The sequence below is a fragment of the Paenibacillus sp. FSL L8-0494 genome (assembly GCF_038003695.1).
GTDB classification, from domain to species: Bacteria; Bacillota; Bacilli; order Paenibacillales; family Paenibacillaceae; genus Paenibacillus_AQ; species Paenibacillus_AQ odorifer.
Genome location: NZ_JBBOPQ010000001.1, coordinates 278,924 through 304,288 on the forward strand (window position 1 = coordinate 278,924; position 25,365 = coordinate 304,288).

Sequence of the window (25,365 nt, forward strand, 5' to 3'; positions counted from 1 at the left end):
CGCTTAACAAAACCAAGTGTAGTAATAGGTTAACACTCGATACTCAAAGATTCCACCTACAAATATGCGCCTTGCGATGTTATACATGGTTTTGTTCACTCCAATTCATCACTTCGTCTCTTCTAGGAAAGAGTTAGTCACTTTCCCTAACAGGCGAATCTTAATATCCATCTTTACGCTTATTGGAAGGTTAACAAAGGTCTCATCCCAATTGTTTCGCAGTTTCTTCCACGCCTGCGGGTTAGAACGATGGATGATTTCGCCGAATCCAAAAATATCGCTTTTGTATTCATTCTGTACCTTTTTAATAGTAGTTTTAAATAAATTTTGGACTTTTTTATTGGCGATTTGTTCTAATTCGGTGATAGTTTTTGTGTCTGTCAGTTCTAGATTTCTACACTGAACCTCTCCTATATCTGATTCTATATGTTGCTCAATACTGACTTCTGGTTTGTCACTATGGATGCTGCCTTTCATTTTGGAACGGGCTTCAAATACATCAAGCGAAACCTTTTTACCTTCGGGACATTGGATATAGAAAACAGTGCTCTCAACTTTATTGGTTAAATAGTTATACACTTTTGATTCCTCAGGATTTAGCCAACCAATCAATTTGTCCTCCTTGAATACGGCCAATCCGGAGTATTTCAATTCTGTTGGAGAGTCTACCGTTTCAACATTATTCGGAGTTTCTCCTACATCTACACTCCCCTCGATGACAACACCTGTTAAGACTGGATTCTTACCCCTACTCACAAGTTCTGTAATTAGTGTTCCTAATGTCACAGTAGATGTAGGTGCCCAATTTTTCTCCGAGCTTTCCAGACTGAAAAACAATCGCACGGCAGGAATCTTTTCAAGACTGGTTAATATTTTCAACGCATCTTCTGCCTTTGCATCCTTTGCTACCACTATAAAATAATCATTTCGCGTATCGGTATCTCTTGACATGAAATCAAGAACATCACTAATTCCCTCTTTAGCCAAATCCTCGCCAAGGACTAGGATTCGTAAATGAGAGATATAAATTTTACGTGGACTAACGGTTGTGATTTTCCTAAGGGCTTCATATACGGTATGCCCCGTCGCTTTGTAAAGGTTGACTGGTGCCTGAGGAGAGCCTCCCTTTGAGCCAGCGATTTGACTGGGTAAGACCACTTGTGCAGAAACTTGATATTGATCTCCAATTTTATCGATACCTATTCCCACAGCAATCGCAAGATCATTTAATTCTCGGCGGCTCCAGCAACCTGTTACAAATATTTGCATGAGAATAAGAACACAAATCAGAAGCGATCTTCGTTTCATGGTTTAATCCTCCGTTAGATCTTTCGGTATTCATGACTCCCAGCCCATCTTTAGCTTCTAGATTTTAAGCCTTTGCTCAGTGCCCTTCGAAACATCCCCACACCCAACAACACCAAGGGTAGAAATAACCCGAAGGTTATAACATAGTACACCCAATAATTATCGAATACTTTGTTGTAATAGGTGTAATTTGGCGCAATAAGAGGTGCTAGTGTAACCAAAATTAATCCTGTGGGTAGAGTTAGCACTCGGTACTCTTTTAGTTTGAATAATTGAGACAACCCCAGAACGAAAGCATAGAAGTATAAGGTAACTTCTATAAACAAGGTTAACATCCAAAGTAGTGCTATCATGGCTTCCACCCGCTCGAAGAAACCACCAACGGATATGCGCCTTGCAATGTTATAACTGGGATAGATATCCCTGGTTGTCAGATCCGGACCCAGCACTAATATGGAAATAGTGATTGTCAGGAAGATAATAATACCGCCTAAGAAACAGCCCTGTAATAAGCCTTTGGTTATCTTTTGTTGTTGGTGTACATATGGGAGAAACATTAGAAAAACAACCGGTTCTAAAAAGGTGTAAGCCGTAATGGAAATAGACCCTCTCACCACTGGTTTTATGCCATCCTCCAATATGGGCAGTAATCTGACAATCTCCATCTGAGGAATAATTGCGACCGTCAGAATCAGAAATAGGATAATAATCATAGGTGTAAAGATCTCTCCAGCTCGTCCTATGACTTCAATACCTAGTCGTGTAGCCATAATCACGATCACCATGAATAAGATTAAAACAGCCGGAATAGGGGTTCTCGGTAATATTTCGGATGTAACGAACTCACTGAGTTCTCGCATGCTTCCAACGGTGACGATAAGAAAATACATTAAGGTCAAAAGCGATAGAATAGTCCCAATCCATTTTCCAAAAGCCTTTTGAATCACTTCAATAAGCGTTAGTTTGGGGTACAACTTTGCGAACTTGCTGTACATATAGATGGCTAGTAAACCTACGATCATGCCAATTAATGCGGAAATCCAGGCATTTTGTCTGGCGTAGTGTGTAGTGGAAGGGGGGATTACGAGAATGGAGTCCCCGATCGTAAGGAACATAACCAGTATGGTAAGCTGGCGAGTACTTATTTTACCTTTTTCGAGCATGGCTTTGTTCACTCCAATTTATCACTTCATAGGTCAAGGTTTCAGGGGCTATTCCTCTGTGAGATCTCCCGGTTTTTCCGGTGGTGTGCTCTTTTCCCGAACGATATTTTTTTTATTGATTAGCTTAGGGCGGGTAAACATAGCCCAATGCGGCATTCGGAAAAAGGTGTCCTTTTGATCGGCGAGATTATAGGGAGCAAACGGGCTCAAATAAGGAACGCCAAAGGAACGTAAGCTGCACATGTGAAGAACTATCGCAATAACCCCGATGATGATACCGAACAAACCAAAAGATGCAGCAAGGAACATCATCGGGAAACGGAGCATTCTGATGGTCAGGGCAAGATCGAAGGATGGCAGCACAAAGCTGGAGATAGCAGTAATAGCGACGACAATAAGCATGGCAGCAGAAACAATGCCGGCATCAACTGCCGCAGTCCCAATCACCAGGGTGCCTACAATGGATACAGATTGGGCTATGGTTTGAGGCATTCGTACACTCGCTTCCCTTATAATCTCGAAGGCAAGCTCCATTAAGAGTGCTTCAATAAATGCTGGAAGCGGTACGCCCTCCCGTTGTGCAGCTAGACTGATCAGCAGGGTTGTGGGCAGCATCTCCTGATGAAAGGTAGTAATAGCTACATACAAAGATGGGGCTAGTAGTGAAATGAAAATACTGAAGTATCTAAGCATCCGTACTAAGGTGCTGACATCGGCACGTTGATAATAATCTTCCGCTGTCTGCATGAAGGAAACGAATAAGGTAGGCACCGTCATTACTATAGGAGTCCCATCTACTAATATGGCTACTTTTCCTTCCATAAGAGCAGCAGCTATAACGTCAGGACGTTCCGTATGATGGATGGTTGGAAATGGGGTATAGGTTTCATCCTCGATTAATTCTTCGATATAGCCACTTTCCAGGATACCGTCAATGTCGATCCGATCTAAACGTGAGTGTACTTCTTGCAGAATCTCATCACTAACAATGCCATTGATGTACATGAGGGCTACGTCTGTCTGTGTTACACGTCCAATTTGCTGTGTTTCTAACCAAAGATTGGGGTCTTTTATTTTCCGCCGGATTAATGCGGTATTCGTGCGTAAGCTTTCTGTGAAGGCTTCCTTTGGTCCACGAATCACCGTTTCAGTGGCACTTTCCGTTACGCCACGGTCTTTCCAGTCACGCATGCCTATGGTGAACCCTTTGGTATATCCATTGAGTAAGAGGATCACATCTCCGGATAATAGAGAGGTGAATAAAGAATTGAACTCCGTCGCATCTTTAATATCCCCTACAGTGAGCATGTGATCTTTTAATAATTGATAGTTGGCTGTTTGTGTATCAAGACTTGGATCTGGAAGTTCTAAGATTAGTGATTCCAGAATGAAATCCTGAATAGCTTTACTATCCGCCAATCCATCTGTATAGAAAATAGCTGCTTTAATCTGGTGTTTGGAACCAATAAAGAATTCTCTAATCACAAGATCTGTACTATTGCCGAGTGTTGTTTTTATATATTGAATATTATCTTGAAGTTTTTCTTTAATAAGTTCCTTAGGTAATTCTTTAGTGGGGTTGGGGTGCCCTAATGAAGGGTTCTTAAAAACTTTTGTTATTGTTCTGTTCAGAAATCCCATTGTTGTTATCCCTCTTCCGCTGGTGCTGTAAATATAGCTATTACCATAATGAGGTGGGATTATTCTGATCCATAGATGGGTTCATACACACCAAAAAAGCCGCAGAGAGATTCTCTGCAGCTAGCTAGAAGCGCTTAATTAAGACTTTAAGACGTCCAATCGTTATATAAATGCTTCTCCGTTAGGATGGACAACAACTGAATACCAACCTCATTATGGCCACCTTCAGGGATGATCAGGTCAGCGTATTTTTTGGATGGTTCGATAAACGCTTCATGCATGGGTTTAACTGTACTCAAATATTGATGATGGATCGACTGGATGCTCCGTCCACGTTCTTCAATATCTCTAAGGACCCGGCGGAGAATACGCACATCAGGATCGGCATCCACGAATACCTTGATGTCGAGCATTTCACGGAGATTCTCGTCAGAAAGGACGTGGAGTCCCTCAATGATTACAATATTGTTTGGCTTCAGTTCTACCGTCTCTGTAGTGGAGCGGGCATGGACTGTAAAGTCATACACTGGAGCGAATGCGGTCTGTTCTTCGCGCAGAGATTTAAGATGCTCAATGAGCAGCTCGTTATCGAAAGCGAAAGGATGATCGTAATTAATGGATTCACGTTCAGCAAAGCTGAGATGTGAGTGATCCTTATAGTAGTTATCTTGAGATATGAAAGTTACCTTTCCCGTTCCAAGACGGTCAATGACGGAGCGGGCTACGGTTGTTTTTCCCGAGCCGGTGCCGCCGGCGATACCAATAATGAGCATGTGATTCAATAACCCTCCCTAAGATTGCCGTTGCAATTCCAATATTGTAGCACAGCGCTCATGTTTTTTCACCTTAGATCGGGTAAAATTAAGATGGGATTTTTGGAAATTCGTCTATATTAGGGACAAGGCAAATCCGGAAGGGGTTATTCAACGAATGAACGGAAAAAAATCAGTACAAGAGGCTTTTAATGAAACGGCCTATCGAATCGCAGGGAATGGGAATAGAGATGTGCAAGTGTTGAAGGAAGCCTTGGCAGCCGTAGAGAACAGTGCGGCATCTGATATCTATGGAACGGGCGAAGTGATTGAAGATTTCCAGACGAAAATGGCGAATATCCTGGGCAAAGAAACCGCAGTTTTCTTTCCGAGCGGAACGATGGCGCAGCAAATCGCTTTAAGAATCTGGTGCGATGAAAAAGAGGTGAAAAAAGTAGCCTATCATCCCTTATGCCACTTGGAGATCCATGAGCAGGATGGCATGAAGGAATTACATCATATTGAGCCTATCTTGCTTGCGGATAAGGACCGATTAATCACTTTGGAGGATGTGGCGAATCTAAAGGACGATATCGCTTGTCTGTTGCTGGAATTACCCCAGCGCGAGATTGGTGGTCAGCTGCCAGAGTACACGGAGCTTGAAGCTATTTCTGCTCATTGCCGTGCACGCGGCATTAAATTGCATTTGGATGGGGCGAGATTATTTGAGATTCTTCCGTATTACGGGAAGTCAGCAGCTGAAATCTCTGCACTCTTTGATAGTGTGTATATATCCTTTTATAAAGGAATTGGAGGAATCGCTGGGGCAATTCTTGCAGGCAGCGAAGACTTTACGAAGCAATCAAAGATATGGAAACGGCGGCATGGTGGAGACTTAATCAGCTTATATCCGTACATCATTTCTTCTGATTATTATTTCCGGCAAAGAGAGGGCAGGATGCAGCAGTATTATGAAGGCGCGAAGGAGCTTGCTGCTTGGGTTAATCAATGTCACGACGTAACCACTCTGCCCGCTCAACCTGTCTCCAATATGTTTCACATGCATTTTCAAATGTCTAAGGAACAAATTGAACCGATCCTGTCAGCGGTGTATGAGGCGACAGGAATCGGTTTAAGCGCGGGTATAAGAGCTACCGGGGAACATACTTCTTATTGTGAGATCAGCATTGGAGACAAGTATGCCGACATCCCAAAAGAAAAGCTTAGAGAGTTTTTTCTGCTGCTCGATAAGCTAATGAGCGAATCATCTGCCGAGTAGCGTACGGAGTAAGGAGATTCGTAATAATTGTTTTTTAATAAGCTTCATGCGAAACTCATTTTTTAATTGATTGTAGATCAGCGGGCAATGGTTAAGCGCCCAATGGTACATGAATTTAAAGTCTGTAGCATCTTTTGCAGAATTTAATAAATAGTATGAGATCGTATCGTAAGCATTATGGTTGAACCATTCCGTCATTTCCTGTGCGTTATATCCATATTTCTGCACGGCCATATTCTTAATGAGTTTCTTTTCTTCCAGATTCTCAATTAAGAATCCTTGGCTCAGATTAAAGGTGATATTGTTCCCGTGTATTCTGTACACGCCGGCAATCACATCAATGAAGCCCGCATCACCTACCAGCAGGGAACGCAAATAGATGGAAGCATCGTTGACCATATTCATATCTAGGATATCCATAGCCATTAAGGCCTCTCGTTTAAAAACAGTAGTTAAAGTAGAGGCGGGTTTTGGATATCCTTTTTTCTCAAAATTCATGAAATAATCGCGTTTCTTAATAATGCTGCTAAGCTGCAGATTGGAGATTTTTAGTTGTTTGGCTTTGGAATACTCCAGGAACACATTCGCAGCTACGAATGAAATTTCGGGATGAAGGAGATGGAAGCGGACCGCTTTACTGAAATAATTCATGTCGATCAGATAATCATCATCATCGAGAAAAAGAACATATTCCCCATCACCATGTGCAGCGAAAGCTTTTCGGCGATTATTTCCAGGTCCGCTATTGGTAGCATTGCGCATGTAAATGACCCGTGGCTCCGCCCCAAAGTGTTGCTGCATTAACTCTTCCGTGCCATCTGTAGAACAATCATCAATCACTGTAATCTCTTTATTGGGATAGTCCTGCATTAAGATACTTTGGATCGCTTGGTATAGGAATGCTTTTCTATTATAGGTAGTGATAATGACACTGATCTTGGGGGAATCGGCTAAGGACTGGACCGTTGGATAGGAAATTTCCGTATCCGAAATGCGGCTTTCCATTTTAACCAACCCCTGAATTAAACCATCGATATCGCTGGCAACAATGCTGAATTGTTCAGATAAATAGAATTTCAAGGTATCCTCTGAAGCCCTCCCCGTGAGATAAGCATGAATAACCTCAGATAAGGTTTCCAGATAAGGTTTGATTTGTACATTTTGTTCTTGATCTATGATCTGGCGGCATCTTTGCAATAGTTCTGTATCATCTATTTGGATGGTGGGTGAATGGTTTATTTCATCATTTAGGTCATTTAAAAAGACGTAACAGGCTTGCTGTAAAACCTCGCTATGATCCATTTCCAGTCCTCCTGTTGTGTTATTTGGATAAACCACTTACCTCAGGCTGAGCGTTAATTTTATTTTTGAGTTTATATCGATACTTTTTGAGATGTTCCCATGTATAAAGGAAGACTTCCCGTTCCATTAAAGAGCCGATTACGAAATATACAGGCAAGATCACAAATCCTAGAAGTACACCCCAGATCATAAGCCCCAGATAGGAATGGATCGGGATGTCGATGGCGGTGATGATTAGAATAATGCCTACAAAAACTACTGCATTCGTGAGCCATCTTCTAAAAGTGACCCAAGGACTGCGGTCCAGTAAATGTTTGCTGGCATAGATTACAATATCTATGGAGCGGTATAAGAGGGCAGCTATCGTTCCCATTAGTACACCGTAAATTCCCATGAAGATTACGAAGACAATAGAAGCCACCAGATTAATGGCGGATTCCAGAATGGAACGGTTTTGTGTTTTTTTGAAATGTCCAGCGATGGTAATCACATTATTGGAAGACGTTCTGGCATTGGTTAATAATTTGATGACTACGAACAGGACCGGCAGCCACATATCAATGTAATTCACGTCGTTTACCCCAGCCGTATACAATTTCATAAAGGGTAAAATCAAAATGTAAGCCACCGTTAGAATCGAGAAGATAAGCCCCATAAAATACACTTCGTAAGCATCATAAAATTTAATAAATGCTTCTTTGCTCTCATGGTAGCTTTGCCCGAGGGCAGCCTTCACACTTCCGTTTATGGTCTGGACGATATTATCCACGATCGTAAAAATCATATTGTACATAACATAGATACTGACGATTTTTAGATTCGTAAAGATGGTTAATATGAGTACGTCCGTATTTCTAAACACCAAGTAGGAGATTTCATGGACTAATACGGAATTCTTTTGGCCAATAGCTTCATAGTCTGGTTTGAGATTCAGGTTGATCCACTTGTAATTCTTATTCATATAAATATAGAAAGCGATAATTTGAAGTAAGGTTAAGATAAAATAGGAAGCTTGAACGGCAATAATGTCCACACCTTGCAGTAATAACAGAATCCGGATCAGGCTGTTCATAATATTAGCTACAGTGACAATAGAAGTCTCTACATAGCTTTTTCCCTCCGCAGCGAGCAGGACCTTGAATTTTCCCTGAAAATAATAATTGATCGCTCCGCCCATCCCTGTAAGCAAAATAATGACCATAATCGATAATTTATCGATCTCAGAAGAGATCACCAGCGGGTACACGATGGCGAGTAGCAGTACGGCGAAGAAATAGTAAATGCCTGTTTTTTTATAATAGCTGGAGGTGGCAGCCAGAATAGAGTTAATATTGTTTTTATTATTCGAAGCTACCGGCTTATAAAGCGCTTGGATCGAGGCCGCTCCAACACCTGCTTCCAGCAGCGCCAAATAACTAATAATCTGCACAATCGAAGCGATCAACCCATTGGCCTCAGAGCCATAGTTGACCATTATCAGTCTGGGTATAAAAAAACCGAGGATGATCGTGATGAGTTGACTTCCCAGTCCAAAGGATAAGTTAAGAATGCTCCGCTTGGCTTTCATAACGAATCCCCCTTTCGTAAAGCGATAAATACGTATCTAGATGCTCGAAATGCCTTTCGGCTTGTTTTGCTTGCAGTGTGACATCCATAGAGCAGGTGATCATACTTTCAAAAATCTGTGCAGGCTGGACCTGTTCCAGCGTATTGAAATCGGCATACAGACCTGTGAACCCAACATCTTTCATTACATTGATCATTTTTTTGCTGTAGGCTACGGGGAATACCGGTTTATTAAATACCCAGCCCAGAATCATTGCATGGAATCTTGAAGCCACAATAGATCTGGCATTAGCTAACACGGACAATACTTCTTCCATGTTCGTTTTATATAAATGCACTTGCATAGCATCCTTGTAGGAGGGACCGATAAGGCGCTGAATCTCTTCAATTGCCAGTTGATCGCCTTCGTGTTCGCAAAATGACATGAAATGAACCGCGTAACCTTTTTCAATGAAATAAATTGCGAGTTCTTTCATTTTTTCATAATAGAGGTTGTCAAAACCGTTCAGACCTTTCGCAGAAGGTTTAATAACGGATAAGACGATGTAATCCTCCGGTTCGTTTGGAATATCTGGCGGGTCTAGCTGAAAAATAATATCTGGGGCTAAGCGGACATTATCCAGATCCTTAAATAAATCATAAGAGTACTGTTCTCTGAAACATATATCTGTATAATCCTTGAAAATCCGCTTGTGCTCATCATAGTATTCTTGATTTGTAAAAGGGCCAAAATTAGATCCTAACAGATAGTAAGGCTTATTTTGATTACGAATGACTTCTGCATTCTTGAAATGCTCTGCCCAGTGGTCTGCCTCCATGAAAATCGAGCCGCCGATATGAACGACGCCATCGGAGTGATCTGCCAGATATTTGTGAGCCACATTATGTATCTTTAGCTTCCTGCAAATATAGCCAATGCCTCTTAGAAGAAGGGAATCGGAAGGATACACTTTGAGGTTAGGGAGCTCTTTGAAACATTGTTTATAGAGGCGTGGTGCGCAAATTCTGAATTTGGTATCCGGATATCTTTCGCATAGCACCTTAATGAATAGATCATCACCCAGATTAAATTCGGTATAGGCGTATATCAGCATCTTTTTCATATTCTAGATTCCTTTCGGGTTCCGTTCCCTTTAAGTAGGTTTCGCTTGAACCTGGATAAGCCTCTCTCCACAGAGATGAATCTGTGATATAGAAGCGGGGAGATTAAAAATGTTCTGATATAAAGGGTTAATCTGCGATTATCTCCTCTATAACGTCTTATGAGTTCATCCATTTCTTGATTGAGCTTGGGATAGGTATGGTTGATGTCACGAAGTAATTCCTGAATGCTTACCCCTTCCGTACCATTTAGACAGGTTTTGAGGTTGAAAAAGTAGTTCTCAATTAGCTCCCGGTTCATTAACAATGGGGAGATCGTATCTAGTTCAGCAAAGGGATAGGTTTTGAAATATTCATCCACCCTTTTAAAAGCATCCACTACATCAAATTTATTCACGTTATAGCTGTTGGAGATGGAGGAGTTTCTCTGTAAATAAAATGATAGTATATCCGGGATTGAGATGACTCTGGCCGCTCTGGACAAGGCTTTGTAGATGAACTCTTGATCCTCTCCATTCACACAGCGTTCTGTATAACCTAGCTCGTGGAGAAGTAGGAATTCTCGCTTATAAGCGATACTCCCTGTCCATATTCGCAAGCTCTTGTTCACGAAAATCCGCGCCAGTGCTTCACTTCCCGTCACGTCGCTGAAATCAGAGGTACAGCTCAATAGAGTTTCTCTGCCTTCGGAGACATGATTATAACCCCAGCAAATAATCTCGGGTTGTTCATCTTGGGTATAAGACTGAAGGGTTGAGACCAAGTCTGCGGAGACATAATCGTCTCCATCTACAAAAAGAACATAATTACCTGTGGCTTCAGCTAAACCCCTATTTCTAGCCGCGCTTACTCCATGATTCTCCGTTCGAATGACTTTACAGAAAAGGCCGGGATTACGCGAAAGAATCTTTTCTATAACGTTGTAAGTGTTATCCGTAGAACCATCATCTACGATGATGACCTCGAAATGCGGATCGCTTTGGTCAAGGAGTGAATTGAACATAGGGGTTATATACTGCTCTATATTGTATACCGGGATCACAAGGCTTAGATTCATGGGCTCGCTCCTTTCCTGTGTAAAACGGGACGATAAGCTATCTTAAGCTTACCCCTCGTATGAAAAGATTGTATATACTACTTTAGTTTACTTATTGCTGGCTCTACTCGTTGTAGCATCATGTGAATAATAATTATTACAATATGTAAAATGAAAATATTATGGTTTGGTTTAACATAGATAGAAAGCCAACAAAACGTTCGAAGCGGAGGGATCTGGGATGCAGCTGCAAAAAATATTCGTGAACGGTGAGAGACTGAAGAGTACAATCGAGGCATTTGCCGATTATGGGCGTACAGATAAAAATGGCGTGACCCGATTATCGCTGACGGAAGAGGATATTAAAGTTCGGGATTATTTTCGTGCCTGTTGTGAAGAGCTCGGAATGTCTGTGAAGATGGATGATATGGGGACGATGTATGCCACATTGGCAGGCGAAAATTCCGGGCCTCCGATTGTGATTGGCTCGCATATGGATACTGTGAAAAAAGGGGGCAGATTTGATGGCGTCCTAGGGGTTATCGCGGGTCTAGAGGTTGTGCGGACGCTTGTAGATCACGGGATTAAGCCGAAGGTTCCGGTGACGATTATGAATTTTACGAATGAAGAGGGGGCACGTTTTGAGCCATCGATGATGGCCTCTGGTGTGCTATCCGGAAAGTTTGATAAAAGTGTTATGTTGAACAAAAAGGATCCAGCGGGCATTAGCTTTGGTGAAGCGCTGGAGAAGAGTGGATATAAGGGAGAAATGAGCAATCGTATCACCGAAGCCACCGCTTATTTGGAGCTTCATATCGAGCAAGGGCCTGTTCTTGAAAAAGAGGAGCTGGCGATTGGGCTGGTTAACTGTGTAGTTGGTATGGCCTGTTACGAGATTGAGGTGACGGGAGAATCTGATCATGCGGGCACAACCCCCATGGCGATGCGCAAAGATGCTTTGTTTGCTGCCACAGACCTGATTATTGAGCTGCGGAGCAAGCTGGGGGCGCTCGATTCCGAGCTTGTGTATACCATGGGCAGAATGAATGTGCTTCCTAATATCCATACCGTCATTCCTAATAAAGTGATTTTCACCATTGAAGCCAGACATAAAGATATGGAGATTGTGCGTGAAGTGGAAGCCATTATTAACGGTTTGCCAGAGCAACTGCTGGGTTGTGAAGTAAGCAAAACTAAGCTTTGGGGCCGAGATACGGTGTGGTTTGATCAGAATGTGTGTGATTTGGTGGAGCAAGCGGCTCAAACCTTAGGTTATTCCAGTCGAAAGATCGCAAGTGGTGCAGGGCATGATGCACAGTTCGTAGCCAGCTTTCTGCCATCCGCAATGGTGTTCGTGCCTAGCGTGAATGGTAAAAGCCATTGTGAAGAGGAACTAACCTCTTATGAAGACTGCGAAAAAGGGGTAAATGTAGTGTTAGAAACAGTGATGTTGTTATTATCAAGATAGTCCATGTAACTTAATATAACATTATGCGATATGGTAGTCGCTTTAATTTCATACAAAATCGTCAAAAAGGCACTCTATAGGGTGTCTTTTTTTATGAGATAATAAAGATGGTTGTGTTGAGTACCAAAGTGGTTAAAGATTAATGGGCAGTTAAGTCGGATCCTTTGTGTAAAAACACAATCATGGTAGATAATATTTTAATTTTTTAACAAAATGGGAATGCTAATCATATGTTATCATTCTTTACATAAGGGATCTACATTAGATGGGAGAGATGAATGATGATTATCGGAGTACCTAAAGAAATTAAAAACAATGAAAATCGTGTTGCCATAACCCCTGCGGGTGTAGTTAGTTTAATTACTGAAGGTCATCAAGTGCTCGTAGAAGCTGGAGCCGGTGTTGGCAGCGGATTTCCTAACGAAGAGTATGTCTCTGCCGGAGCACAACTGATTGAGGATGCAGCAAAAGTCTGGAGCTCCGCTGAAATGGTGATGAAGGTAAAAGAACCATTAGCAACGGAGTACCCCTATTTCCGTCCAGGCCTTATTCTATTTACGTATCTTCATCTTGCTCCAGAGCCTGCCTTGGCTGCTGCGCTTAAAGACAAAGGTGTCTTTGCGATCGGATATGAGACGGTTGTTCATGGACGCACCTTGCCGCTGTTAACACCGATGAGCGAAGTAGCTGGCCGGATGTCCGTCCAATTGGGAGCGCAGTTCCTGCAAAAGAACTACGGCGGACAAGGTATTCTTCTTTCCGGTGTTCCTGGCGTTAGCCGAGGTAAAGTGAGTATTATTGGCGGCGGTGTAGTAGGTACTAATGCAGCTAAAATGGCTATTGGCTTAGGTGCAGATGTTACGATAGTCGACCTCAGTGCGGAGAGACTACGTCAATTAGATGACATTTTTGGAGCACAGATCAATACGTTGATCTCTAACCGTTATAATATTGCGAAAGCAGTGGCTGAAGCCGATCTGCTGGTAGGTGCCGTGTTAATTCCGGGTGCCAAAGCACCGAAGCTGGTTACCGAAGAAATGGTCAAGACCATGAAGCCGGGATCGGTGATTGTCGACGTGGCCATTGACCAAGGTGGCATTGTAGAAACCATCGACAGAGTGACGACACATGATAATCCCGTGTTTGTGAAACACGGCGTGCTGCATTATTCCGTGGCTAATATGCCGGGCGCTGTTCCTAAGACCTCAACTATTGCCTTAACAAATGTTACAGTTCCATATGCCCTGCAAATTGCCAATAAAGGTGTGATCAAGGCGATTCAGGATAATGACGGCCTAAGAAGCGGCGTGAATGTAGCCAATGGCAGAATCACCTGCCAAGCTGTTGCCGAAGCGTTGGGTGAGACACCTTATTCGGTTGAGCAAGCCATGGAGCAGACATTCACATTGATCTAAAATAGACACGTTCCATAATGGAATGAGCCAAACAGCAAGCTCTCTGCGGGGAGCTTGCTGTTTGGCGTTTCTTGCGGAGGAGATCGGGTGGAAGTTTGTCAGTACGGTGTTAAAGTAAATAGATTGCGTTTCAGTGTGATTAGATACATTAGGTGTTTGCTCGTGTGGTGTGATGGTGGAAAGATTACGTAGTGAAGTTGGCTAGATCAAGCTAATTTTGATTAGTTTTTGCTTCTGCGATGGTGAAGGCTTTGATGGAGAGATGCTTTAGGGAAATTCTCCCTAAAAAAACGCGAAAATAGCTTATAAATGCTGTTATTAGGGAATTCCTCCTTAAAAAACGAGGAATATGCCTGTTTATACGCAAAACGGAAGAAAATCAGGGAGGATTTCCCCAATTATGATCGTGTGATGCTTAAAGTGCAGAATATTAGGGAGGATTTCCCTAATTATGATCGTGTGATGATTAAAACACAGAATTTCCAGGGGGTATTCCCTAAAAACCACTTATAACATTCGGTAAACACCAACAACTATTAAACCTTCCCAAACACCCCGACAAAACTCCCCACAAAACTTCCCACACCACCCCCAACAAAACCCCCACCAAACATCCCCGTCCCAAACACCTTCCTCAACTAGCCGATCTCGTCCCTCACCTAAACCAGCTATTTATCTTATAGTCAGTTAGGGGGATGCATACTATAATGAAATCACTCTAGAGTACAGGATTTGGTTATTCTTCAGGTGGGAGTGAAGCTAGTGACAGATAAAGATCCATTATTTGATCGTTTTTTCGACAGTATGGAATCATTGGCGGATACGATAAGTGAATCGCTACAGTCTCAAGTTACCATCGAGGACAGCAATCATCATGTGATTGGCTACAGCTCGCATGAATTTGAGAGTGACTCCGCGCGGATTTCAACGATTATCGGGAAGCGTGTACCTAACGCTGTGATTATTGGCTTGCGCAAAAAAGGGATTATGCAGCAGCTGGAGAGCGCGGCACATCCCATTCGAATTCCTGCGGTGCTGGAGGTGGGACTTGGTCCCCGGCTGGCCATTTGTATTAAACATCAGAAGGAAATTCTCGGGTACATATGGGTAGTAGATACAGGCAACCTGGTAGAAGGGCATGCCGAAAATATCGTTGAGAAGGCGGCAGGTATCGTAGGTCGTTATTTACTTAAGCAGCGAGGCTGGAAAACGAAGCAGGATAAAACGCATGAGGATTTTTTCTGGAAGCTGATTACCTCCCACTACGACAACGAAGCAAATATTAAAAAGGATGCGGAATTTTGGTCCATTCTTTTGCCGGAAAAATATTATATTAGCGTGTTTGAGAGTGACAAGGTAATCGATGATCATTTAATACTCCGGTTTCGGCAGGTTATGGCTTCTTATTCCGGCCTGCAATTATTATTTCTGACGGCTGAGCATAATCGGCTGATTATTTTGTTTTCTTTCAGCTTTGTGATCGAAGGGGCGGGTGGATTATCTTTATTCCTGCATAAAACAATGGAGGATATGTATAAGAGTGAAGGCTGCACACTGGCTGCTGGCTGTAGTCTCGATTACACCGAATATATGTCCGCGGCTATTGCCTATTGGGAAGCGGTATCCATTGTGGAGATCAAAAAGCTGCTGCCTTTTCATGGGCGGGAGCTGCTATTGTACGAGGAGATTGGATTTTGGGCATATATACCGGCTATTATGGAGCAAAAGCGCAGTCGAATTCGTAAAAGCCCGTTACTATATCCGCTAAAAGAACATGATCGCGAGCATAAAAGTGATTTTCTCAAAACCATCGCTGTCTATTTATCATTAAGCGGCAATTTAAAGGAATCCGCGGCTTTTTTACATATACACACTAATACATTGCTTTATAGATTAAACCGAATCGCAGAGATTACAGGCAAAAGCTTGAAGGATACGGGTTATCGCACTTCTATTTTCCTCGATATTTTGACGGAAGAGACACGGCAGCTTAACCAGTGGTTTGCCGATGCCTGAGAATCATGAGATTTAAGCACCAACCCGGTGACGAACACGTACAATAACCTATATTTAGAACCTATAGCATTGGAGGGACTAAGCATGGTGAAGGAAGTTCGTTCACCCGATGCCCTTGACTTTGAGCGCAAAATGAGAGAAAGCATCGTGGAATCGGCTGAAGCTTTAAATGAAAGTGGAGTGGATTTTGCAACATTTGATGATTCCCGCTGTAATCCGCTGTTTTGGACACGTACAGAGATTGGTGGACTTCAGCTGAACGCTGGCGTGGAACCCACAGTGGGGATTAAAGATATTTTTCGGAATGGACATTTATATGCCTTCGAATGCGCGACAGCCATGGTTATTGTTTTGTATAGGGCGACAATTGAAGCTATAGGTGAAGGAGCCTTTAATAAGTATTTTAAGGACTTGTTCTTATGGGACTGGAATTATGATGAGAATTTACGCTTAATCACAAACTACAACAAGGACCACACGCAGCGGGGAGACGTTGTATATTTCAAGAATCCCGATCATGCTCCGAGCAAGCCAGAATGGCAGGGCGAGAATGCAATTAAGCTTGAAAATGATCTGTTCTACGGCCATGGCATAGGGATTACTACTGGAGAGATCATCATAGACTCTCTGAATCAGGAAAGAGTATATGGGAGTGATATCTCGGCCTATTTAACGGATGAATCGGTGCATCCAGACTTTAATTACTTACAGCGGTTATCTGCAGGAACGGTTTTACCGGCAGCCAACAATAGAAGCTTCCGATACACTGTATGTTCAAGAATAGGGTCTAGAAACTATATTTATAAGATCTAGCGTCTGCCTATTGTATACTTACTGAGCAATGCAAAGAGAGGGCACTTTTGTATTGTTCATTTTTTTATTCACAAAAGAAAGGGATAGAGCTTCAGATAACTCTGAAAACTCTATCCCTCTTTTTTAATTAAGGACTACCACGTCGTTTCTAATTTGTTATAGCTCAATAAAATCGTTGCGGAATTTCTCGAAATCAGATTTTCTGCATTCCAGCTCAAGGCGTGTGCCTGTTTCTTCATAGCTAGTAGATTGAACATGGGCATGTTCATTGAAATAAGAGACTACATTACCCCGATCAAATGGAACCAGAATCTCGCACTGGACATAGTCCGTAAAAACATGGCTGCGGATCAGAGCGGTAAGTTCAGCCATTCCACTATTTTGCTTGGCGGAAAGGTAGACATTGTCACCTTCAATTTGCGGGTAAGGCAAATCAGTCAGATCAGCCTTATTATAGGCATAGATCGTTGGAATCTGGTCAGCGCCGAGTGCTTTAAGCGTCTCATCCGTAACCGCCATATGCTGTTGATGCTGCGGATCGGAAATATCGACTACGTGAATCAATAAGTCCGCTTCGGTAACCTCTTCAAGAGTGGAGCGGAACGCTTTGACCAGATGATGGGGAAGCTGGCTGACGAATCCGACAGTATCTGTTAATAAAAAGGTTTTGTGATCAGGCAGCTCAATGCTGCGAACCGATGTCTCTAGTGTAGCGAACAGCATATCCTTGGCGAATACTTGTTTATTGGAACCTGGATGGTAAGTCTCTACCATGACATTCATTAAGCTGGACTTTCCGGTGTTCGTATAGCCTACAAGGCAGACGACGGGAACTTCATTTTTATGCCGTTGTTTCCGCTGGATTTGACGTCTTGCTACTTGTTGCTGCAGTTCAACCTGTAAAGCAGTGATCCGCTCTTCAATTCTTCTGCGGTCCAGCTCTAGCTTGGTTTCACCCGCACCTCTGTTTTTAAGTCCAGCTCCGCCACCTTGTCTGCCCAGCGACTCACGAAGACCTGTCAGGCGCGGCAGCATATATTGCAGCTTGGCTACTTCAACTTGCAACTGTGCTTCCTTGGTCTTCGCTCTTTCCGCAAAAATATTCAAGATCAGAATGGTCCGGTCAATGACCTGACGGTCCAGTGCGGACTCCAAATTGCGGATCTGTGAAGGTGACAGTTCGTCGTTAAAAATAACAATAGGAGCATCGTGTGCTTCTAAAAGTGCCGATAATTCCTCGATTTTACCTGTCCCGATATAATGGGAGGGGTTAATTCGACTTGCCTTTTGACTAAGCTCTGCTACGACTTCAAGGTTACAGGCAGCTGCCAGATTGCTCAGCTCTTCCATCGAATAGGCGAAATTCGTTTCGTTCTGAAGCTGGACACCGACTATAATTGCTTTTTCTCGTATTTGTTCCATATATTTATTCATCCTCCAATAGTAAATAATAAACGCAAAAAAACACAGGCAATCTGCCTGTGCTTACGGTTCGTTAGAGGACGTCAGAGTTAGGGCCTCCATAGGTAGAATGAATTAAACAACAGTCCAGTCGCAGGGAAGAGGCACTTTGATCCCTTGCGAGCAGCAGTTGGCTAATCGGCTTCTATGGATGTTCAATTCTTAAAGGAATGGAGGTGAAGAGAATCCTCCCTACACGCTGTTGTTAAATTATCGGGTTACCTTTAAAAATGGGTAGACCAATCCTGAGTCCTCTGCACATGGGCAGAGCTTTAGCGCTATTCAATTAGCCGCGCAAAGTTCTAACTCGGATAAAGTCTATCACACGTAACCCTCCGTTCATAAAAAGTTAAGTCGAGTTTACCACATTCGTTATTTAGTGGCAAATCTCTATTTAGGCTCTGGAACATCTCTTGTATTTTAATTACATCCAATAATTCTAAACAATGTTTACATATCATATATGAATTGATATATAGGAGGTGTGATGACATTGCCTGTTCTGTCCACAAACACCATTATTAATTTACCTGTCGACGGTACTCGGCCAATAGATCAAGTAGTGATCAAAGTTGTTAACAATGGATCGGCTGGCGCGTTTTGTTATATTACGGGCTTATCCAATAGTGTCAGTCCCCAGGCCATTTTTGTTGAAGAGTTATTTGAGCTGCAATATCAGGAGACCTTAAGCAAGACCTATGTCATGGTAGAGGATTTATTCCAATTTAATTTTGTATATTCGCAGGAGCAGATGAAGATTCAGGTTTTCCTTGTTGATGTGGACGGTGTATGGACGGCCGTTGATCTTGAAGTGTTTCAAGTGAGCCGAATAACCTCGGAAATACGTGATAACGTGACCGTTACATCGACTGACTTCGCAGCGATCAGCTTTATGAGACGTCCTGGCTTTGCTATTCCACAAGGTCTTGCGGCTGAGATTCGACCGGCAGCTTTAGATGTTATGTCCAAAAGACCTGTGCGTTATATGGTCGTTGCAGGCGGGACCCTTGATGGGACCTTCGAGAATTATCCTACACCGACTACGGCTATTCCTGTCACGGAAACGGCACTGCTGGTGAACTACACCTGCACTACGGTCACGGGTGGAAAAGTTATTATGCAAGGTACAGGATCAGGGATTTCTGGTGCGTATGCGAATCTGGCGGTCAATTTGCTTAATGAGCGACTCTCATACGAGTTCCATGATGAACCGGTCACATTGGTGGTAAACTCCCTCTCGGGCGGCGACGATCTCGCAGTCACCTTTAAAATGTCCGAGCAATGGTAATTATTCTTGTGAAAAAGGAACATTCGCATTTACGCGAATGTTCCTTTTTGCTAGTCATTTAAGTCTCTACGCAAGGTAAAGAGATCTTTCAGAGCCTCAGTGGACAGCTCGGTAATCCAGCCTTCCGAGCTGGAGATCACATTATCGCTGAGCTGCTGTTTATTCTCCAGCATCTCATCAATCCGTTCTTCGAGTGTGCCCAGGGCGATGAATTTATGCACCTGCACATCACGAGTCTGGCCCATGCGGTAAGCGCGGTCAGTTGCTTGATTCTCCACCGCTGGATTCCACCAGCGGTCGAAGTGGAATACGTGATTGGCTGCAGTTAAGTTCAGGCCAACTCCCCCAGCTTTGAGTGAAAGGATGAATACATTCGGCTGATCAGACGGCGGTGCGTCTGGACGTGTAGACCCATCTTCCGCAGAAGGGGCTGGTGTCTGAAACCGCTCGATCATACGGTCGCGCGCCTGTTTGGAGGTGCTTCCGTTCAAATAAAGGACAGGTTCGCTCAGCTCCTGCTGGAGAACCGCCTGAAGCATTTTTCCCATACCCACATATTGAGTAAAAATCAGGCAACGCTCGTCTTCCGCGCGCAGCTCCTTGACCATATCCAGCAGTCTTTCGAGTTTGGAGGAACGGTTAATAAGAAAGCTGGTATCCAGCTTGTTGTCCGTATCCAGTTCAGGGATAGCCTCTTTTGTTACAAGCATCGGGTGATCGCATAGCTGCTTAAGCCCGGTCAGAGCTCCAAGAATTGCCCCTTTGCGCTCAATGCCTTCCAGCTTCTTCATCCGTTCCAAGAGTCCATTTACGGTCTGATCGTAAAGCGCTGCTTGCTCGGCAGTCAGATGAACATAGGTTTTCATTTCGTTTTTATCAGGTATATCGAGCTGTATATTAGGGTCTTTTTTCTTGCGGCGCAGCATGAAAGGTTTCACTAGATTTTGTAGGTCCGCTGTACGTTTCGCGTCGTGTTCCTTCTCAATAGCATTCGTGAATCGGTCATTAAAAGACTTGGCGCTGCCCAGATAACCTGGGGTTATAAAATCATAAATGGACCACAGCTCGGATAATCTGTTCTCTATAGGCGTCCCTGTTAAGGCAACCCGGTGTAGTGCTGGAAAACTACGTACAGCAGCGGATTGTTTGGTTTGGGCATTTTTAATATTTTGAGCTTCATCCAGGCAGATCGTCGCCCAAGTGAATTCCTTCAGCAGCTCCTGGTCAAGCGCGGCAGTCGCATAAGAGGTGAGTACCACATCGGCTTGCGAAGCTGCGCCATAGAAAAATCCTGCGTCCAGACGGCGGCTTCCGTAATGAAGCATAACATTCAACGAAGGCGCGAAGCGTTGCAGCTCCTTCTGCCAATTGCCTAACACGGAGGTCGGGCAGATGATCAATGAAGGCCAACCTGGTGGGTCGGTCTGCCGCCGGGCTGAGCTTGCATCCGTGTTCTCTTGGATGTGTAGCAGATAGGCGATGAGCTGTACTGTTTTGCCTAGTCCCATATCATCGGCTAGGCAGGCCCCCAGCCCAAAGCGGCGCAGAAAGGTCAGCCAAGCGAATCCTTCATGCTGATAGGTGCGCAGCTCCGCCTTAAGGCTTGCAGGTACGGGCGGCTTAGGCCATTCTGAGCGCTGGCCCAGCTGACCGATAAGGCTGATCAAATGCTCGTTCAGCTCTACCTCCAGACGCAGACGCGCGGCATCCTCTTGCAGCTGCTCTTCCGTAGCTTCAGCGTCTGCCTCTTCACCTGCTCCTAGCAAATGGAGCTGAAGCACGTCTTGGAAGGACAAGCCTTGCGACTTGTCCATTCCCGCCATGGCTCTTTGGATCTGCGCCAGCAGAGCCGGATCGAGTGAGACCCATTTGCCCTTGAAGCGGACGAGCCGCTCCCCTCTTGCGACCAGCTCGGCAAATTCGGCTTCAGTGAGATCCGCGTCGCCGATGGAGATGCGCCAATCGAAATCGATGATCGAATCGAGACCGAACAGCGACTCACCGCCGCTGCGTTTGTCTTCGCCGGAGCTGATCTTTGCGCGCAGGCGCGGCTTTTTCCGGCTGGCGGCTTCCCACCACGCTGGCAGCAGCACTTGCCAGCCTGCTTCCAGCAGCCGCTGGCTCTCGGCCGTCAAGAACCGCCAAGCGATGGCATCGCTGAGCGGTTCGGCCAGCACATCGCCGCCCGCCGCGAAGCGCTCGGGCGGCAGACTGCCGCGGAGGCGCTCCAGCCATCCCGCGGCCCGTTCATGCACGTGAGCCGACCACGCGGCCGGCCACAAGCCGTACGGCTCGCCGTTATCGGCGAGCCTGATGGGAACAAGCGCGGATTCATCGCGCTTGTCCTGAAGGATCAGCTGCAGCCGCCAATAGGATTCATCCTCATCGGGCTCCAGTAGCTGTAGCGCGGGCCGGAAAGGCGCGGTGTCCGCCTTCCAGCCAATGGCGATAAGCCACGCGGCGGTATCCATGCCCGCTGCAAGTGCTCCGCTTCTATCGAAGAGAAGCGGGAATTCGCTGCGGAGGTCGCCGGCCTCGGCCTCCGTGCTGTAATAGCGCTGCGATACGGCGGCAGAGAACGCCGCACGTAATCCGCGGCTAAATTCGCTGCCGCCATTTAGCGCCTCAAGGGCTCCCTTAGCAGTGTCACTGTCCACTGCCACCTGCGCAAGAGCCCCTTCGTCCCAAGTCCATTGCAGCCTCCCGGCGCGGTAGGCTGAGATGTCGGGAATATACTGTTTGTGCTCCAGACATATTGCCAAAAGTGGCGCCAGTTCTGTGAGCTGGGCGGCATCGCCCTCCCAGCTCCATTCGATATGCGCCAGAAGCTTCTGCTCGGCAAAGAAGGGGATGACCTGCTCAGCAGGAAGAATCACTAGCTCCACGCCTTCGCCAGCTGGCTGCACGGTTAACTCCGTACCATAAAAAGACGCTTCATGCCAGGCGAAAAGCCGCTGCTTAAGCTGCAAGCCCGGCACGAGATCTTCGCGCTCATTCATTCCAAATATTAAAGCATCGCCATACTGGCTTAATGCAAGCCGGATGGTCAGCGTGCGTAAATGCATGTTCATGGTATTAGCTTTCCTTTCCGAAGCTCCTCTTGCAGCGCACGGAGCCTGCTATGCCTAATGGCGAAGGCAGTGAGGAACTCTTCCCAGCGTTCTTCTTGTTTCAGCTTTTTATACAGCTTGGATAATCGTTTCAATAATTTCACAGCCGCTTTGTAGCTATGTCTGTTCTTATCCAGCACAAATCTTTCGGCGGCCTGATGGTAAAAGGGCAGCAGAACCTCAGGCGCATTCTTTTCCACCGGTTGGAGGTCTTTGACACGAAATTCGGAGGGCTGTTTACCGATGGACAGCTGATAATCCATCCAGGTCTGCCATTTCTCATAGGTGATTAGCTTCTCTTCATAGACTTCGCCAGAGATAGGTAACATGGTGGCTAGTGTATCCCACATTTGCGGCTCAGCTTCAGGCAGGTGGCGAACAGCTTCTTCCCAACTGGTTGAATAGCTATTGAGATTATAGAGTCTGCTGCTCAGCAGTGGACCGATTTGAGCAAGCCAACCCACCAAACGGGACCAGTCCCCTGCAGCCAGCAGCGGAAAGGTGAAGCTCATGAGCTCATCGGGATGGAGACCCGGGCGCTCGGCCGCTTTATTCAATAAGTCCCAAGCCTTCTGGTCATCCATCAGATAGTAATACATACGGCTCTGAGCTAACAGCCACGCATGTTGTGAAAGGGAAGCACCTAATTCACCTTCTGCTTGCTGCAGCTGTTCGATTTCATTCAGGTAAAGCTTAGTTCCACCTATATTCGGATAAATCCAATTTCTCCACAGCAGATCATAGCTAAGAGAAAAAGAGGGTTGATCCCGTGAGCGATCCCGTGACTCCGTCAACATCTCGCGCCGCAGATAAGATAAAGTATCGATGACGTATGGCCATAGATCCTGCTCTTGCTCGGGGGACAGCGGAAGTGTCTTTTTTAAAAGACCTGTGATTACTTCCTGTAGCTCTGAGACCGCTACCTGTGTGTAATAACCAAGAGAAGGGGCGTAAGCGGCCTGACCGACGGATTGCGCAGAAGGCTTAGCAAGCTTTTCCAACAGAAAAAGATGAGCATGCAGAGTGAACAGCTTCTCCGTTTCCGGAAGCATTTTCGGTTTGAATTTATTGATTGCAGACAAGGCCCGACTCACATATTCAGGATTTCGGGTGGTATGGGCTAGAGGGGAGACACAGAATTCAAAATACTCCCGCCACTCCGTGATTTTTCCGCCAGCAATGCGGTTGGCCATCTCTCTCATTTGCTGCTGACGAGTTGCATCGGCTCCAATAGAGGCATTTGTTGCTGTGCTTGATATTTTGGGCAAAAAGGATGCAGCTTTAGCGTTGGCCAGAACCTGTACAGATCTATTCTGTTGTTCGGCATAATTCAGCAGCACAGCAGCCATATGTTTGCAATGACCTGATACTGGACAATTACAATGACAATTGGTGAAGCCGTCAAGATCAATGGTGACGCGGTAATCCTCTCTACCTTCAACTAGAGCGTTAATCTTACGAGGCTCCGTCATGGTAAACGGCTGCACTCGATTTTGTTTATAATATTGGAACCCTCGCTTGAGGGTAAGATCATCGAAATAATAGGCGACATTTTGGATGAGCTTACTCCACTGCGTATCATCCATAGCATAGGTTGGTTGCATACAATTGGTCTCCTGTAACGAAAATGGTCTTTATTTGTCTTTCATTATATCACTTCTGCAGGCTTCATCTTTAAATCGTTAAATTTTGATAGCTCGTAAGGAAACTCCGTTTAAAAGCTGGCGTGGAGATGATTAGAAGCTAATGGCTTGTATTGAACGGAAGGACTGAACATATAATAATCGTACTGCAAGTTGGGTCATGATTATATAGGTGTCATTTACGAAAGATCAAACAAAGGTCAAAATTGGTCAAATAAATAAAAAGAACTAATTTTCTCGTGTGAAATCAGTTAATTCGCCTGAATTTGAGCGATAATCGGCTTAAATCGGTTTTGTTATTCCTCAGTTAGGGGACTATAATAAGGTCATAGGTCAAATAAAGTCAAAGTCAATGAGAGGAGAATGGATAATGTTTGATATGGTTCCTTTTGGTAAACGTAGAGATGATGCTTTTGGTATGCTGGCTAAGTCTTTGAATGATGTTTTTAATGATGATTTTTTTGCACCGATTAAGAGTTCCACGATGTCCTTCAGAACAGATATTCATGAGAGTGAGCAGGCTTACCTGATTGAAGCTGAACTTCCTGGTTTGAAAAAAGAAGAAATCGACATTGATTATGCCAGTCCTTATTTGACGATTAAAGCGGTACGTAAGGAAGAAAATGCCGAGGAGAACAATGAACATCAGATTGTACGCAGAGAACGCCGATATGGTGAATATGTGCGCAGATTCTATGTTCAAGATATTGCAGAGGAAGAAATTCGCGCGTCTTTGAAAGATGGAGTGCTGAAGCTGGAAGTTCCCAAACGGCAAAAAATGCAAGGTAAACGCATCGAGATTCAAGACGGAGATTCTAATTCTACCGGTTCGCAGTCTGAATAAGCATAAATTAAGCGGAATGGACTTCCGCTCAGCCTTTTAGAGATGGCAGCGAGCTTTTAATATAGTGTTATGAATAGAAGGCGCATTGTAGTGGAGGATTCCGGCTATGGTGCGTCTTTTCTCGGAGTGCAATGGTGGTCGGTATGAGATTAGGGATGG

The 25,365-nt window shown here is 44.5% G+C and carries 18 protein-coding genes; 7 read left to right on the top strand and 11 right to left on the bottom strand.

The window, feature by feature from the left end; all coding sequences use genetic code 11:
- Positions 1-108 precede the first annotated feature (108 nt).
- The 4 genes from NYE35_RS01290 to udk form a co-directional block, all read right to left on the bottom strand.
- Positions 109-1,308, bottom strand: coding sequence for a Ger(x)C family spore germination protein (locus NYE35_RS01290; protein ID WP_076101132.1), 1,200 nt, complete (start codon positions 1,306-1,308; stop codon positions 109-111).
- A 50-nt stretch (positions 1,309-1,358) separates the two neighbouring features.
- Positions 1,359-2,471 carry a GerAB/ArcD/ProY family transporter gene (locus NYE35_RS01295; protein ID WP_076107319.1) on the bottom strand — a complete coding sequence of 371 codons (1,113 nt, stop codon included), beginning with the start codon at positions 2,469-2,471 and terminating at the stop codon, positions 1,359-1,361.
- Between the two features lie 48 nt (positions 2,472-2,519).
- On the bottom strand, positions 2,520-4,112 hold the full coding sequence (locus NYE35_RS01300; protein ID WP_341119911.1) for a spore germination protein: 1,593 nt from the start codon (positions 4,110-4,112) through the stop codon (positions 2,520-2,522).
- A 146-nt stretch (positions 4,113-4,258) separates the two neighbouring features.
- Positions 4,259-4,885 carry a uridine kinase gene (udk, locus tag NYE35_RS01305; RefSeq protein WP_036687251.1) on the bottom strand — a complete coding sequence of 209 codons (627 nt, stop codon included), beginning with the start codon at positions 4,883-4,885 and terminating at the stop codon, positions 4,259-4,261.
- Between the two features lie 157 nt (positions 4,886-5,042).
- Here udk and NYE35_RS01310 point away from each other — a divergent pair, with 157 nt between their 5' ends.
- On the top strand, positions 5,043-6,143 hold the full coding sequence (locus NYE35_RS01310) for a threonine aldolase family protein (RefSeq protein WP_341119912.1): 1,101 nt from the start codon (positions 5,043-5,045) through the stop codon (positions 6,141-6,143).
- Here the strand turns inward: NYE35_RS01310 and NYE35_RS01315 are convergent.
- From NYE35_RS01315 to NYE35_RS01330, 4 genes are read right to left on the bottom strand one after another with little or no spacing between them, the layout of a single operon-like run.
- Entirely contained in the window at positions 6,129-7,445 is a 1,317-nt protein-coding gene (locus NYE35_RS01315) for a glycosyltransferase family 2 protein (protein ID WP_341119913.1), read from the bottom strand. The two genes, NYE35_RS01310 and NYE35_RS01315, sit on opposite strands and share 15 nt — an antisense overlap.
- Positions 7,446-7,464: 19 nt before the next feature.
- The gene (locus NYE35_RS01320; protein ID WP_036687254.1) at positions 7,465-9,012 is read right to left on the bottom strand and encodes a sugar isomerase; all 1,548 of its coding nucleotides are present in this window, start codon (positions 9,010-9,012) and stop codon (positions 7,465-7,467) included.
- Positions 8,987-10,114 (bottom strand): polysaccharide pyruvyl transferase family protein, encoded by a 1,128-nt coding sequence (locus NYE35_RS01325; RefSeq protein ID WP_341119914.1) that lies wholly within the window; start codon positions 10,112-10,114, stop codon positions 8,987-8,989. Before NYE35_RS01325 ends, NYE35_RS01320 begins: the two co-directional genes overlap by 26 nt.
- A complete protein-coding gene (locus NYE35_RS01330; protein WP_326046949.1) occupies positions 10,111-11,169 on the bottom strand; it encodes a glycosyltransferase family 2 protein in 1,059 nt (352 codons plus the stop codon). Before NYE35_RS01330 ends, NYE35_RS01325 begins: the two co-directional genes overlap by 4 nt.
- Before the next feature lie 220 nt (positions 11,170-11,389).
- On the opposite strand from NYE35_RS01330, the gene NYE35_RS01335 reads away from it, so the two are divergent.
- The 4 genes from NYE35_RS01335 to NYE35_RS01350 all read left to right on the top strand — a co-directional run bounded on the left by NYE35_RS01335 (position 11,390) and on the right by NYE35_RS01350 (position 16,860).
- Positions 11,390-12,616, top strand: a complete 1,227-nt coding sequence (locus tag NYE35_RS01335; RefSeq protein WP_341119916.1) for a Zn-dependent hydrolase — start codon at positions 11,390-11,392, stop codon at positions 12,614-12,616.
- 281 nt (positions 12,617-12,897) lie between these two features.
- Positions 12,898-14,031, top strand: coding sequence for an alanine dehydrogenase (gene ald, locus NYE35_RS01340; RefSeq protein ID WP_076107330.1), 1,134 nt, complete (start codon positions 12,898-12,900; stop codon positions 14,029-14,031).
- 762 nt (positions 14,032-14,793) lie between these two features.
- The gene (locus NYE35_RS01345; protein WP_341119917.1) at positions 14,794-16,047 is read left to right on the top strand and encodes a PucR family transcriptional regulator; all 1,254 of its coding nucleotides are present in this window, start codon (positions 14,794-14,796) and stop codon (positions 16,045-16,047) included.
- An 84-nt stretch (positions 16,048-16,131) separates the two neighbouring features.
- Complete coding sequence (locus NYE35_RS01350; protein WP_036687267.1) at positions 16,132-16,860, top strand: hypothetical protein; 729 nt, start codon at positions 16,132-16,134, stop codon at positions 16,858-16,860.
- Positions 16,861-17,016: 156 nt separating this feature from the next.
- Here NYE35_RS01350 and hflX read toward each other — a convergent pair whose 3' ends face one another.
- On the bottom strand, positions 17,017-18,282 hold the full coding sequence (gene hflX / locus NYE35_RS01355; protein WP_341119918.1) for a GTPase HflX: 1,266 nt from the start codon (positions 18,280-18,282) through the stop codon (positions 17,017-17,019).
- 526 nt (positions 18,283-18,808) lie between these two features.
- On the opposite strand from hflX, the gene NYE35_RS01360 reads away from it, so the two are divergent.
- Complete coding sequence (locus NYE35_RS01360) at positions 18,809-19,609, top strand: hypothetical protein (protein WP_094903761.1); 801 nt, start codon at positions 18,809-18,811, stop codon at positions 19,607-19,609.
- 50 nt (positions 19,610-19,659) lie between these two features.
- Here the strand turns inward: NYE35_RS01360 and NYE35_RS01365 are convergent, their stop codons facing one another.
- On the bottom strand, positions 19,660-22,680 hold the full coding sequence (locus NYE35_RS01365) for a DEAD/DEAH box helicase (RefSeq protein ID WP_341119920.1): 3,021 nt from the start codon (positions 22,678-22,680) through the stop codon (positions 19,660-19,662).
- Positions 22,677-24,323, bottom strand: coding sequence for an SWIM zinc finger family protein (locus NYE35_RS01370; protein WP_341119921.1), 1,647 nt, complete (start codon positions 24,321-24,323; stop codon positions 22,677-22,679). Before NYE35_RS01370 ends, NYE35_RS01365 begins: the two co-directional genes overlap by 4 nt.
- Before the next feature lie 409 nt (positions 24,324-24,732).
- Between NYE35_RS01370 and NYE35_RS01375 the strand changes: the two genes are divergently transcribed.
- Entirely contained in the window at positions 24,733-25,206 is a 474-nt protein-coding gene (locus tag NYE35_RS01375) for an Hsp20/alpha crystallin family protein (protein ID WP_076101144.1), read from the top strand.
- The last annotated feature ends 159 nt before the right edge of the window (positions 25,207-25,365 follow it).

Excerpts from the sequence above, each read along its gene's own strand:
- NYE35_RS01330 (WP_326046949.1), bottom strand. The coding sequence starts at position 11,169 with ATGAATCTAAGCCTTGTGATCCCGGTATACAATATAGAGCAGTATATA.
- NYE35_RS01325 (WP_341119914.1), bottom strand. The coding sequence starts at position 10,114 with ATGAAAAAGATGCTGATATACGCCTATACCGAATTTAATCTGGGTGAT.
- NYE35_RS01310 (WP_341119912.1), top strand. The coding sequence starts at position 5,043 with ATGAACGGAAAAAAATCAGTACAAGAGGCTTTTAATGAAACGGCCTAT.
- NYE35_RS01360 (WP_094903761.1), top strand. The coding sequence starts at position 18,809 with ATGACATTGCCTGTTCTGTCCACAAACACCATTATTAATTTACCTGTC.
- ald (WP_076107330.1), top strand. The coding sequence starts at position 12,898 with ATGATTATCGGAGTACCTAAAGAAATTAAAAACAATGAAAATCGTGTT.
- NYE35_RS01300 (WP_341119911.1), bottom strand. The coding sequence starts at position 4,112 with ATGGGATTTCTGAACAGAACAATAACAAAAGTTTTTAAGAACCCTTCA.
- NYE35_RS01320 (WP_036687254.1), bottom strand. The coding sequence starts at position 9,012 with ATGAAAGCCAAGCGGAGCATTCTTAACTTATCCTTTGGACTGGGAAGT.
- NYE35_RS01315 (WP_341119913.1), bottom strand. The coding sequence starts at position 7,445 with ATGGATCATAGCGAGGTTTTACAGCAAGCCTGTTACGTCTTTTTAAAT.
- udk (WP_036687251.1), bottom strand. The coding sequence starts at position 4,885 with ATGCTCATTATTGGTATCGCCGGCGGCACCGGCTCGGGAAAAACAACC.
- NYE35_RS01335 (WP_341119916.1), top strand. The coding sequence starts at position 11,390 with ATGCAGCTGCAAAAAATATTCGTGAACGGTGAGAGACTGAAGAGTACA.
- NYE35_RS01295 (WP_076107319.1), bottom strand. The coding sequence starts at position 2,471 with ATGCTCGAAAAAGGTAAAATAAGTACTCGCCAGCTTACCATACTGGTT.
- NYE35_RS01290 (WP_076101132.1), bottom strand. The coding sequence starts at position 1,308 with ATGAAACGAAGATCGCTTCTGATTTGTGTTCTTATTCTCATGCAAATA.
- NYE35_RS01350 (WP_036687267.1), top strand. The coding sequence starts at position 16,132 with ATGGTGAAGGAAGTTCGTTCACCCGATGCCCTTGACTTTGAGCGCAAA.
- hflX (WP_341119918.1), bottom strand. The coding sequence starts at position 18,282 with ATGGAACAAATACGAGAAAAAGCAATTATAGTCGGTGTCCAGCTTCAG.
- NYE35_RS01375 (WP_076101144.1), top strand. The coding sequence starts at position 24,733 with ATGTTTGATATGGTTCCTTTTGGTAAACGTAGAGATGATGCTTTTGGT.
- NYE35_RS01370 (WP_341119921.1), bottom strand. The coding sequence starts at position 24,323 with ATGCAACCAACCTATGCTATGGATGATACGCAGTGGAGTAAGCTCATC.
- NYE35_RS01365 (WP_341119920.1), bottom strand. The coding sequence starts at position 22,680 with ATGAACATGCATTTACGCACGCTGACCATCCGGCTTGCATTAAGCCAG.